Genomic DNA, 12,139 nt, shown 5'->3' with positions numbered 1-12,139 from the left:
AGTTCCGAAAGGGACTGCGAGGACGACCAGCAGCTGTTTCCGGCTCCGGCCGCGGTACCACCCCGCGTGCGACATATTCGCCACTCTCACTGCGGCTGTGACGGGCCTGCCCCGCGCGGGTCTAGTGAGGGCGGCTGCCCCGTTCTTCCGCGAGCTCCCCGGTGATGGCCGGTTCGATGCCGATGCACCCGATTCTACGCGCTCCCGCGCGGAGCGGCGAACCGATCTCGTCCGCGGCACGCGACGCACGGCGCAAGCCTTCCCGTGACAGCGCCGGCGTGCTCTATCGTGGGGTTCATCCGCGCCAGGACGGCGCGCTCTTCTCTTTCATACGACTCTCATACGACGAAGGCATCCGTGACGCTTCCCGAGTCCCTCGAAACTCGTCCGCTCCCCATCATCGCGCCGAAGGGGCCGCGCCCGTACGACACCATCGCCGTCCTCGGCGGCGGTGCCTTCGGAACGGCGCTGGCATCGGTGGCCGCGCGTGCGCAGCGTGAGACCAGGCTCTGGCTGCGCGACGAGAGTGTTGCTGCCGACGTCCGGGACAACCGGCGCAACACCCGCTACCTCGGCGACATCAAGCTGGCCAAGGGCATCACCGCGACCACCGACCTGGCCGAGGCCCTCGACGGCGCGGATGCCGTGCTGCTGGTGACCCCGTCGACGACGATCCGGGAGATGGCGGCCAGGATCGGCGAGCTCGCACCTCCGGATGCACCGATCTTCGTCTGCGCCAAGGGGATCGAATCGGGCAGCGGTCTGCTGATGAGCGAGGTCGCAGCCGAGGTCGCGCCGGGTCGGCCGATCGGCGCCCTCACCGGCCCGACGTTCGCCACCGAGACGGCGGCGGGTCACCCGACTGCCGTGACCGTCGCGTGCAGCTCGGGAGTGCGGGTCAGGCCGATGGAACGGGCGGCCGCGCGGATGGCGCTCTCGCTGGCTACCGGCGCATTCCGCCCGTACATCTCAGACGACCTGCCCGGCGTGGAGGTCGGCGGCGCTGTGAAGAATGTCGTGGCGATCGCCTGCGGCATCCTCGCGGGCGCCGGCTTCGGCGAGAACTCGCGCGCCGCGATCATCACGCGCGGGCTCAGTGAGATGAAGGAGCTCGCCGTCAAACTCGGCGGCAGCCGCGAGACCGTCACGGGCCTCGGCGGACTCGGCGACCTGATGCTGACGTGCTCGTCGCCGCAGTCGCGCAACTTCTCCTATGGCTTCCAGCGCGGCCAGGGTCGCAGCGACGATGAGGTGTTCGACGGCCGCCCAGTGGTCGTGGAAGGTCGGCACAATGCCGTCACCGCCACCGATCTCGCCCGCCGACTCGGCCTGCACATGCCGATCTGTGAGATGGTGCGCTCGATCGTCGACGACGGCGAGCCCATCGGCGATGCGTTCGCCCGTTTCTGGTCCTCCCCGATCGGCGCAGAGCCCAGGGCCCTCGACCTCGAGATCGCCCACCCCGCCGTCGACGCGGTGGAGCGCCGCTTCGAAGACCTCAACACCTGACGCGCGCGGGCCGCCGAACCCCGGCCCCGCCTCCTCCGACCGCAGACTCTCGGAGATCCAGCAGAACCTCGGAGCTCAGCGCCGAGATCCTCCTAGATTCTGCTGATCCTCCGACTTTCTGCCACCCCACCCCGCTCGCGCATTACGCGCGGTGCAGTCCACGGGCCACGGCTCCGAGGATCAGGTCCTGCACCGCGGGCCAATCCGTCATCACCTGCCAGTAGCCGACGCGGATCACGTGGTACCCGGCGAGCCGGAGCCTCGCGTCGTGCTCGATGTCGCTCTGACGCTGCGCGCCGACGTGGTGACCCCCGTCGATCTGCAGGACCAGGCGGTATCCGATCAGCAGGTCGACTCGGTGACCGAGAATCCAAGCCTGTCGCCGCAGGTGGAGTCCCACCCATCGCAGCCGAGGCACGACCACGCTCTCTACGCCCGAGTCCGAGTAGGGCTGTGCCTCTCTTCTGATCCTGCGCCCCTTCGCCCCGAAGGGAAGTGTCTGCAGATGCTCCTGGGATATCTTCCCCTGGTTCAGCGCGGACTCCCATACGGACAGCGCCTGTTCGAACGGCTGGCATTCCGCAACCTGGTCGAGCATGTTCTCGAGCGAGTCCTCCAAAGCATCCGGATCCCTCGGCACGAGCGGCTTCGCCCAGTGCACCCGGGCATCGGTGCTTCTGCGAAGAGCTCGATTCGGATGCGCCGCGACGTGCACGCATCCGGCGTTGACGTCCCACAGCCCCAGACGCGCGGCTCGCGTCACGCACGAGACGACGACGCCGATCTCGGCCGCTGCGACAGTAGTCGGGTCGGCATTGTCCACCGCCAACCAGCCGTTGCTCGGCCGGGTCAATACGCCCATCCGGACGTGCCTCTCGATTACGTGCCGGCTGACGCCCGCAGCGTCACGCAGCGACCTCGCCGACATCACGCCGCCGGCGCCTTCTACGACTCTGACCAGATCCATCCGGCCAGATTGGCGCGAGTCGGGCGGATTCGACCCGCGTGTGGAGAACTCGCGGCGCAGTTTCGCGCTTCCTGAGCCTGTGAGGGAAAGGAAACTACCCGACGCCTTCCCTCGCCGCACCACGATCGGCTTCGAGATCCGGCCCGACGAGATCGCATGGAACCTGGTTGCGGCACCTCACCCCGCCGCAGAAACTCGGAGATCCAGCAGAATCTCGGAGCAGATCAGGTGCGACGCTCCGAGGTTCTGCGGTTCGTCCGAGGTTCTGCGTCCGCGTCGTCTCCGGGCCGCACGCGAGGTCGGCCCGAATCCGACTTGTAGACTGGAACTCCCACATCAGGCACGCAGACACCGTGCCGCCCATATCGCTAGGAGCGCGCATGCCAGAGATTCCCGACAAGCCCGCACTCGAAGGCCTCGAAGCGAAGTGGGGTGAGCGCTGGGAGGACGACGGAACCTATCGGTTCGACCGCGACACCGCCCGCGTCGCGGGCCGCGAAGGCGTCTACTCGGTGGACACTCCCCCGCCGACGGCATCAGGATCGCTGCACATCGGACATGTGTTCAGCTACACGCACACCGACGTGAAGACGCGTTTCGAGCGCATGCGCGGCAAGCAGGTGTTCTACCCGATCGGCTGGGACGACAACGGCCTTCCGACCGAGCGCCGAGTGCAGAACTACTACGGAGTGCGCTGCGACCCCTCGCTGCCGTACGACGCCGACTTCACGCCGCCGTTCGAGGGCACCACCAAGAACATCAAGGCCGCCGACCAGGTGCCGATCAGCCGCCGCAACTTCATCGAGCTGTGCGAGAAGCTCACGGTCGAGGACGAGAAGACGTTCGAGGACCTGTTCCGTCAGCTCGGCCTGTCCGTTGACTTCACGCAGACCTATCGCACCATCTCCGACGACACCATCCGCACCAGCCAGCTCGCTTTCCTGCGGAATCATGCGCGAGGCGAGGCCTACCAGTCGCTGGCCCCGACGCTGTGGGACATCGACTTCCGCTCCGCGATCGCCCAGGCAGAGCTCGAAGATCGCGAGCGCCCGGCCGCGTACCACCGCCTGCCGTTCCACCGCACCGACGGCACAGGCGACGTGCTGATCGAGACCACGCGTCCCGAGCTGCTGGCTGCGTGCGTCGCCCTCGTCGCGCATCCGGATGACGAGCGCTACCGGCCGCTTTTCGGCACCACCGTGACGACCCCCCTGTTCGGCGTCGAGGTTCCCGTGCTGCCGCACCCGCTCGCTCAGCCCGACAAGGGCTCGGGCATCGCGATGATCTGCACCTTCGGCGACGTCACCGACATCATCTGGTGGCGCGAGCTGGATCTGCCCAACCGCACGATCATCGGCAAGGACGGCCGCGTCGTGGCCGAGATGCCCGAGGCGATCACAAGCGATGCCGGGCGAGACGCGTACGCGCAGCTGGTGGGCAAGACCGTGTTCAGCGCGCAGAAGCTCACGCTCGAGATGCTCGAGGCATCCGGCGAGCTGGTGCACTCGGGCGAGCAGTTCAACCACCCCGTGAAGTTCTTCGAGAAGGGCGATCGGCCGCTCGAGATCGTCTCGACCCGGCAGTGGTATGTGCGCAATGGCGCCCGTGACGCCGAGCTGAAGGCGAAGCTCCTTTCACTCGGCGAGGAGATCGACTGGCATCCCGACTTCATGCGCGTGCGCTACGAGAACTGGGTGAACGGCCTCACCGGCGACTGGCTGGTCTCGCGCCAGCGCTTCTTCGGTGTGCCGATTCCGGTCTGGTACGGGCTCGACGAGAACGGCGAGCGCGACTACGACAACGTCATCATTCCGGATGAGGCGTCGCTGCCCGTCGACCCGTCGAGCGACGTGCCGACGGGCTACACCGCCGATCAGCGCGGCGTGCCGGGCGGATTCGACGCGGAGACGGATGTGTTCGACACATGGGCGACATCGTCACTGACTCCGCAGCTCGCCGGCGGGTGGGAGCGAGACGAGGAGCTGTGGAACCTGGTCGCACCGTTCGACGTGCGCCCGCAGGGGCAGGACATCATCCGCACCTGGCTGTTCTCGACGCTGCTGCGCAGCGCACTCGAGGATGACAGGCCGGCGTGGAAGCACGCGTCGATCTCGGGCTTCATCGTCGACCCGGACCGGAAGAAGATGTCGAAGTCGAAGGGCAACGTCGTCACACCCGCCGACATCCTGGACAAGCACGGATCGGACGCGGTGCGGTACTGGGCGGCGTCGAGCCGACTCGGCGCCGATGCGGCTTTCGACCCGCAGAACCCGACGCAGATCAAGATCGGCCGTCGTCTGGCGATCAAGGTGCTCAACGCGGCGAAGTTCGTGCTCGGATTCGAGGCTCCGGATGGCGCGGAGGTCACGGAAGCGCTGGACAAGTCGATGCTCGCCGAGCTCGACCGCGTGGTCGAGCAGGCCACGACGGCGCTGGACGGCTTCGACCACGCTCGCGCACTCGAGGTGACAGAAGCGTTCTTCTGGACCTTCTGCGACGACTACCTCGAGCTGGTCAAGGAGCGCGCGTACTCGGGCGGAGCGGCAGGAGCCTCGGCGGCCGTGGCGCTGCGCACCGCGCTGTCGACGCTGCTGCGTCTGCTGGCTCCCGTCGTCTCGTTCGCGACCGAGGAGGTGTGGAGCTGGTTCCAGGAGGGTTCCGTTCACGCCGCATCGTGGCCGACGGTCTCAGACGTCGATGGCGATCCGGATGTGCTCGCCGCGGCGAGTCAGGCGCTGATCGCGATCCGCCGTGCTAAGACGGAGGCTAAGGCATCGCAGAAGACGCCGGTTGTGTCGGCCACGGTCGTCGCACCCAGCGATCGGACGGCGCTGCTGAAGTTGGCCGAGGTCGATGTGAAGGCCGTCGGCCGGATCGAGACGCTCGAATTCGAGGACGGCGAGGATTTCGCAGTCACCGGGATCGAGCTGGCACAGCCGGAGGGATAACCATGAAGCTCGGAACACGATGGGCGGCGGGATCCGTGCCCCCGTCCTCCGTGCCGGAGGCGCTGCGCGCCGAGATCGTACACATCGACCAGACGCTCGCCCAGCCCGGCGCAGCCCCATCGTGGACGCTGACCTGGTTGGAGGGCCGCCCGATCGCCGAACTCGCCAGCGGCATCGAGGTCACTCTCGACGACGACGGCCAGCCGGTCACCACCACGTTCGACCCGATGGCGTGAACCAAGAATGCCCCGACCGATCGGTCGGGGCATTCTTGCAAGCGGTCAATCTCACCTCGCCTCGCGTCGGTTCTTCAACGCACCGACCAGCCCGGCCACGCCGCTGAATCCTCCGACTGCCGCGAGGAGCATCTGCGACAACAAGTTGCCCTCATCGCCCGCAGCATCCGAACGGTATCCCTCGTACACGGCCCAAGCTGCAGCGCCGAAGATCGCGATGAACCCCAGCAGGAGCAATGCCTTCGAAAGCCAGCGGCTCATGAGAACGGCCACTTCGCCCTGATCAGGCGCTCTTGCGGCGCTCGCGGTACACTCGCGTCGGCTCGGCGCCGTCTGTCACGGCGCCGGGTGTGACGATGACCTTGTCGACGTCTTCATCACTCGGGATGTCGAACATGATCGGGCCGAGCACGTCTTCGAGGATGGCGCGCAGCCCGCGAGCACCCGTCTTCCGCTCGACGGCGAGGTCGGCGATCGCGCGCAGGGCCTCGTCTTCGAATTCGAGCTCGACGCCGTCGACCGAGAACATCTGCTGGTACTGCTTCACCAGCGCGTTGCGCGGCGTGCTGAGGATCTCGACGAGGGCATCCTGATCGAGCGGGTTCACGGAGGCGATCATCGGCAGTCGGCCGATGAACTCGGGGATCAGCCCGAATTTGTGCAGGTCTTCCGGCCGCACCTCGCTGAAGAGTGTGTTCTCCTGCGTCTTGTCATGCAGCGGCGCTCCGAAGCCGACGCCGTGCTTGCCGATGCGGTTGGAGACGATGTCCTCCAACCCCGCGAAGGCACCGGCGACGATGAACAGCACGTTCGTCGTGTCGATCGAGATGAACTCCTGGTGCGGGTGCTTGCGTCCGCCCTGCGGCGGCACCTGTGCGACCGTTCCCTCCAGGATCTTCAGCAGCGCCTGCTGCACGCCCTCACCCGAGACGTCGCGCGTGATCGACGGGTTCTCTGCCTTGCGGGCGACCTTGTCGATCTCGTCGATGTAGATGATGCCGGTCTCGGCGCGCTTGACGTCGTAGTCAGCGGCCTGCAGCAGCTTGAGCAGGATGTTCTCGACGTCTTCGCCGACGTAGCCGGCCTCGGTCAGTGCCGTCGCGTCGGCGACTGCGAACGGCACATTGAGCCGCTTGGCGAGCGTCTGCGCCAGGTAGGTCTTGCCGCAACCGGTCGGCCCGAGCATCAAGATGTTGCTCTTGGCGACCTCGACCTCCTCGGCCTTCTTCTCGGCCGACTTGATCTCGCCGTGGGCGCGGACGCGCTTGTAGTGGTTGTAGACGGCCACGGCGAGCGAGCGCTTCGCATCGTTCTGACCGATGACGTATTCCTCGAGGAACTCGTAGATCTCACGCGGCTTGGGCAGATCGAATTCGCCGGCCGCCTCGCCGTCGGACGCTTCCGCCATGCGCTCTTCGATGATCTCGTTGCACAGCTCGACGCATTCATCACAGATGTACACGCCTGGACCTGCGATGAGTTGCTGCACCTGCTTCTGGCTCTTTCCGCAGAACGAGCACTTGAAGAGGTCGGCGCTCTCGCCGATGCGAGCCATGGGGCCTCCTGATCGTCTGGCAACTGCCTGATGTGTCGAGCCTAATCGCTGCCACCGACACTCGGCGTCACAACACGGGCACGGCGAAGCCCCGGACGCGACTCTCATCGCATCCGGGGCTTCGCCGAACGTGCCGCTACTGCGACGGCTGGCGCTTGCGGGTGGTGAGCACCTGGTCGACCACGCCGTACTCCACGGCCTCTTCCGCACCCAGGATCTTGTCGCGGTCGATGTCCTTGTGGACCTGTTCCGTCGTCCTGTTCGTGTGCCTGGCCATGGTGTCCTCGAGCCACGTGCGCATGCGCATGATCTCGGCGGCCTGGATCTCGATGTCCGAAGCCTGGCCGTGGCCGGACTCGCCGACCGCCGGCTGGTGCATCAGAATGCGCGCGTTCGGGAGCGCGAGGCGCTTACCAGGGGCACCGGCAGCCAACAGCACGGATGCGGCGGATGCCGCCTGCCCCAGGACCACCGTCTGGATCTGGGGCGAGATGTACTGCATCGTGTCGTAGATCGCCGTCATCGCGGTGAAGGAACCACCGGGCGAGTTGATGTACATGATGATGTCGCGGTCGGGATCCTGGCTTTCGAGAACGAGGAGCTGGGCCATCACGTCATCGGCCGAGGCGTCGTCGACCTGCACGCCGAGGAAGATGACGCGGTCCTCGAACAGCTTGTTGTAGGGATCCTGGCGCTTGAAGCCGTATGCCGTGCGCTCCTCGAACTGCGGGAGGATGTAGCGGCTGGACGGCATCTGGAGCCCCTGCGGGGCCTGGGTGTACGGAGTGTGCATCGTGGTGAAGTCCCTTGCTCCCTCAGTTGGCCTCGCGGTCGGTGCCGCCGCCGCCGGCGACGTCGCTCGCGCTCTCGCGGATGTGGTCGATGAAGCCGTACTCCACTGCTTCCTCGGCCGTGAACCAGTGGTCGCGGTCTCCGTCCTCGTGGATCTGCTCGACCGTCTTGCCCGTCTGCGCCGCGGTGATCTCCGCGAGGCGGTTCTTCATCGAGACGATGAGCTCGGCCTGCGTCTTGATGTCGCTCGCGGTGCCGCCGAAGCCGCCGTGCGGCTGGTGCAGCAGCACGCGTGCGTTCGGCGTGATGTAGCGCTTGCCCTTCGTGCCGCTCGTGAGGAGCAGCTGGCCCATCGACGCCGCCATGCCGATGCCGACCGTGACGATGTCGTTGGGCACGAACTGCATCGTGTCGTAGATCGCCATACCTGCGGTGATCGAACCGCCTGGCGAATTGATGTAGAGGTAGATGTCCTTGTTCGAGTCCTCGGCGGCGAGAAGGAGGATCTTCGCGCAGATCTCGTTCGCGTTCTCGTCTCGCACCTCCGACCCCAGCCAGATGATGCGATCCTTCAGCAGCTGGTCGAAGACACTCTGTGCCATCAGCGGTTCCGGCATTCTCACTCCATTCGGTGATGCGTTGGTATCGACACTACCGGCGGGAAATCACGGCCCAGCCCATGTTCGCCCTGGGCATACGAAGGCCGCGATCACCTCAGGACTCCGTGTCGTCCTGGTCTCCGCCGATCGCCCCGACCACGGGGATCGGGCCGCCGTCGTCGGCGCCCGTCCGCCGCCACCGGGCGATCGCGTTGCCGAGGTGATAGATGATCAGCGCCGCCAGCGTGCCGAGCACGATCGCGCCGAGCTGGAACGATCCCCAGCCCATCGCGTACCCGCCGACGGCGATCACGAACGACACCGCGACGGTGTACTGATTGACGGGGCGTGAGAAGTCGACCCTGTTGTCGACCCAGATCTTGATGCCGATCACGCCGATCAGCCCGTACAGCGCCGTCGTCACACCGCCGAGCACCCCGGCGGGGATCGTGTTGAAGACGACGCCGACCTTGGGAGAGAACGCGAGCAGGATGGCGAAGGTGCCCGCCACCCAGTAAGCCGCAGTCGAGTAGACGCGCGTCGCGGCCATCACGCCGATGTTCTCGCCGTAGGTCGTCGTTCCCGAGCCGCCGAACGCGCCGGCGACTGTCGTGGCCACGCCGTCGGCGATCAGCGCGCGTCCCGTGTGCCTGTTGATGGACGGGTCGTTCGTCATCGTGGCCACGCCTCGCACGTGCCCGACGTTCTCGGCGATAAGCACGAGCACGACGGGCAGGAACATGGGCACGAGAGCCCACGCTGCGGGATCGGAAAGGGCGACGAGGTGGAACTGCGGCAGCCCGATCCAGGCCGCGTCCGACATTCCGGAGAAGTCGACCTGCCCCGTGGACGCCGCGACGATGTAGCCGACGATGACGCCGAGGAAAATCGAGATGCGCCCGAGGAAGCCGCGGAACAGCACGCTGAACAGGATCGTCGCGGCGAGGGTCACCATCGCGACCTCCGGCTGGGCCTGGAAGTTGTTCCACGCGCTCGGGGCGAGATTGAAGCCGATCAGCGCGACGATCGCTCCGGCGACCACCGGCGGCATCAGCTTCTCGATCCAGCCGATTCCGACTGCCTGCACGACGAAGCCGATGATCGCGAGCAGGATGCCGGCCGCCGCGACGCCGACCAGCGCCTGGGTGATCTGCAGGCCGCTCTCGAGGCTCTGTCCCGCGTTCACGGCCGTGATCGGGGCGATGAAGGCGAAGGACGAACCGAGGTAGCTCGGCAGGCGGTTGCGCGTGATCAGCAGGAACAGCAGGGTGCCGATGCCCGAGAACAGCAGCGTGGTCGAGACGGGGAAGCCGGTCAGGATCGGAACGAGGAACGTCGCGCCGAACATGGCGACGACGTGCTGCGCGCCGATCGCGAGAGTCGCCGGCCACGAGAGCCGTTCCTTCGGGCCGACGACGGCGTCGGGCGCAACGGTGCGGCCGTCGCCGTGAATCCTCCAGATGGGCATGTCTGTGCTCCTCATACGTTTCGCAGGTGCTGCTGCCGCGGTCACCCTATCGACATCCGGATGGCCGCAGTCGCCCGCGTTCGCGAGCAGGGATCCGGACACACTTCGGGGTCCGAGCGCCGCAGCGCCCGGACCCCGTGTGAAAGGTGTTACTCGGCCTTCTCGTCCGAGGACTCGGCCTTCTCGTCCGCCGACTCGTCGTCAGCATCCGGCGCCTCATCGGCCTCCTCGTCCTCACTGGGAACGAAGTCCGACACATCGACGGGGTTGCCGTCGGTGTCGACGACGGACACCTTGCCGAGCACGGCGCCGAGCGCCTTGTTGCGCGCCACATCGCCCATCAGCGCCTGCAGCTGGCCGCCCTGCTGGATGGCCTGGATGAACTCCTGCGGCGCCATACCGTACTGGCCGGCCGACTGGATCAGGTACTGCGTGAACTCGTCCTGCGAGACCTGCACGTTGAGCTGCTCCGAGATGGCGTCCAGGAGGATCTGCGTGCGGAACTGCTTCTCGCTGGCCTCGGTGACCTCGGCACGGTGCTCGTCGTCCTCGAGGCGGTTCTCCTGCTCGAGGTGGCGGTGCACCTCGTCCTCTACGAGCTGCGCCGGAACCGGGATCTCGACCTGCTCGAGCAGCACGTCGAGCATCTTGTCGCGCGCCTTCGAGGCCTGGTCGAAGGCGCCCTTCGACTTCGCCTGCTCGCCGAGGCTCTCGCGCAGCTCGTCGATCGTGTCGAACTCACTCGCCATCTGAGCGAAGTCGTCGTCCGCTTCAGGCAGTTCGCGCTCCTTGACGGCCTTGACGGTGACGGCGACCTCGGCCTGCTCGCCCGCGCGGTCGCCGCCGACCAGCGTCGAGGTGAACGTGGTGTCCTCACCGGCGGTCAGCGATTCGATCGCCTCGTCCGTGCCCTCGAGCAGCTCGCCGGAGCCGAGCTCGTAGGACACGCCGTCGGCGCGGTCGATCTCGGTCTCCTCGATCTTCGCGACGAGGTCGAGCTCGACGAAGTCCCCCGTGGCAGCCGGGCGGTCGACCGTGACGAGCGTGCCGAAGCGCGCGCGCAGCTTGTCGAGCTCTTCGTTCACGGCATCCTCATCGGCCTCGACCGCGTCGACTTCGACCGTGAGGCCCTCGAACGAGGGAATCTCGAACTCGGGGCGGACATCGGTCTCGATGTCGACGACGAGGTCGCCCGAGAAGTCCTTCTCGCTGGGCCATTCGACGATGTCGGCGGCGGGGCGGCCGAGCAGCTTGACGTCGTGCTCAGTGACGGCGGCGCGGAAGAAGCCGTCGAGACCATCGTTGACAGCCTGCTCCATGACGGCGCCGCGACCGATGCGCTGGTCGATGATGGGCGCAGGGACCTTGCCCTTGCGGAAACCCGGGATCTGCACGTCCTGAGCGATCACCGTGTAGGCGTTGTCGATGCTCGGCTTCAGTTCTTCCGGGCTGACCGTGATGTGCAGCTTCACCCGCGTCTGGCTGAGCTTCTCGACGGTGCTGTTGACCATTCTGGTGCTTCTCCTCGTGACGAACCCGTGCGTGTCTCCGCCGGGCTTTTAGGTCTGTGGGCCGAATGTCGGGGCGACAGGATTTGAACCTGCGACCTCCCGCTCCCAAAGCGGGCGCTCTACCAAGCTGAGCTACGCCCCGGGTTTCCGCGCACGGCGAACCACGAAACGGCCTCCCAGAGTCTACGGCATCGCGCGACCTGCCCGTTCTGAGGTACCTCAGAGCGGCGTGGCGAGCTGTGGCTCCTTCGAAGATAAGGCGTTCTGCCGATGTCTGCCCATCCCCTCAGAGCGGATCGTTCCTGTCATAGGGAACGGATGTTCCACGACGAGGGAGCCTGAGATGAACGACTGGATGTTCGCCTTGAGCCGGTACGAGAACGACGTGCGCAACGCAGAGCACACCATCGCACAGCGCAGGTCGCTGCAGGAACGACGACAGGAGCGCCGGGAACGGCGGGCGAAGAGCACCGGAACGGCCAGGACCGCCGCAGGAGCCGGCCGGGTCCGACCCGCCGACTCCTGATGGGTGTCGCCACCCCGTGGCACGATGA

11 protein-coding genes and 1 tRNA gene are annotated in these 12,139 nt (G+C 66.7%); 4 read left to right on the top strand and 8 right to left on the bottom strand.

The window, feature by feature from the left end; translation table 11 throughout:
* Positions 1-357: 357 nt before the first annotated feature.
* Positions 358-1,509, top strand: coding sequence for an NAD(P)H-dependent glycerol-3-phosphate dehydrogenase (locus tag DZG09_RS14965; protein ID WP_205529200.1), 1,152 nt, complete (start codon positions 358-360; stop codon positions 1,507-1,509).
* Positions 1,510-1,651: 142 nt separating this feature from the next.
* Here the strand turns inward: DZG09_RS14965 and DZG09_RS14960 are convergent, their stop codons facing one another.
* On the bottom strand, positions 1,652-2,476 hold the full coding sequence (locus tag DZG09_RS14960) for an endonuclease domain-containing protein (protein ID WP_119698518.1): 825 nt from the start codon (positions 2,474-2,476) through the stop codon (positions 1,652-1,654).
* Between the two features lie 380 nt (positions 2,477-2,856).
* Here DZG09_RS14960 and valS point away from each other — a divergent pair, with 380 nt between their 5' ends.
* Together valS and DZG09_RS14950 are read left to right on the top strand one after the other, a co-directional pair.
* On the top strand, positions 2,857-5,424 hold the full coding sequence (valS, locus tag DZG09_RS14955; protein WP_119698517.1) for a valine--tRNA ligase: 2,568 nt from the start codon (positions 2,857-2,859) through the stop codon (positions 5,422-5,424).
* A 2-nt stretch (positions 5,425-5,426) separates the two neighbouring features.
* Positions 5,427-5,660, top strand: a complete 234-nt coding sequence (locus tag DZG09_RS14950; RefSeq protein ID WP_119698516.1) for a hypothetical protein — start codon at positions 5,427-5,429, stop codon at positions 5,658-5,660.
* Positions 5,661-5,711: 51 nt separating this feature from the next.
* Here the strand turns inward: DZG09_RS14950 and DZG09_RS14945 are convergent, their stop codons facing one another.
* The 7 genes from DZG09_RS14945 to DZG09_RS14915 form a co-directional block, all read right to left on the bottom strand.
* Positions 5,712-5,921, bottom strand: a complete 210-nt coding sequence (locus DZG09_RS14945; protein ID WP_162893341.1) for a hypothetical protein — start codon at positions 5,919-5,921, stop codon at positions 5,712-5,714.
* A 22-nt stretch (positions 5,922-5,943) separates the two neighbouring features.
* Positions 5,944-7,215, bottom strand: coding sequence for an ATP-dependent Clp protease ATP-binding subunit ClpX (clpX, locus tag DZG09_RS14940; protein ID WP_119698514.1), 1,272 nt, complete (start codon positions 7,213-7,215; stop codon positions 5,944-5,946).
* 136 nt (positions 7,216-7,351) lie between these two features.
* The gene (locus DZG09_RS14935; protein ID WP_119698513.1) at positions 7,352-8,008 is read right to left on the bottom strand and encodes an ATP-dependent Clp protease proteolytic subunit; all 657 of its coding nucleotides are present in this window, start codon (positions 8,006-8,008) and stop codon (positions 7,352-7,354) included.
* Positions 8,009-8,030: 22 nt separating this feature from the next.
* Positions 8,031-8,624, bottom strand: a complete 594-nt coding sequence (locus tag DZG09_RS14930; protein ID WP_205529199.1) for an ATP-dependent Clp protease proteolytic subunit — start codon at positions 8,622-8,624, stop codon at positions 8,031-8,033.
* A 97-nt stretch (positions 8,625-8,721) separates the two neighbouring features.
* The gene (locus tag DZG09_RS14925) at positions 8,722-10,074 is read right to left on the bottom strand and encodes a uracil-xanthine permease family protein (protein WP_119698512.1); all 1,353 of its coding nucleotides are present in this window, start codon (positions 10,072-10,074) and stop codon (positions 8,722-8,724) included.
* A 149-nt stretch (positions 10,075-10,223) separates the two neighbouring features.
* Positions 10,224-11,585, bottom strand: coding sequence for a trigger factor (gene tig, locus DZG09_RS14920; protein WP_119698511.1), 1,362 nt, complete (start codon positions 11,583-11,585; stop codon positions 10,224-10,226).
* Positions 11,586-11,653: 68 nt separating this feature from the next.
* A tRNA-Pro gene (locus DZG09_RS14915) sits at positions 11,654-11,727 on the bottom strand.
* Positions 11,728-11,928: 201 nt separating this feature from the next.
* Here DZG09_RS14915 and DZG09_RS14910 point away from each other — a divergent pair.
* On the top strand, positions 11,929-12,111 hold the full coding sequence (locus tag DZG09_RS14910) for a hypothetical protein (RefSeq protein WP_119698510.1): 183 nt from the start codon (positions 11,929-11,931) through the stop codon (positions 12,109-12,111).
* The last annotated feature ends 28 nt before the right edge of the window (positions 12,112-12,139 follow it).

Source organism: Microbacterium halotolerans, assembly GCF_003569805.1.
In the GTDB taxonomy this organism is placed as follows: Bacteria; Actinomycetota; Actinomycetes; order Actinomycetales; family Microbacteriaceae; genus Microbacterium; species Microbacterium halotolerans.
The sequence above is the reverse complement of the archived record's forward strand: the minus strand, read 5'-3'. Positions and strand labels throughout refer to the sequence as shown.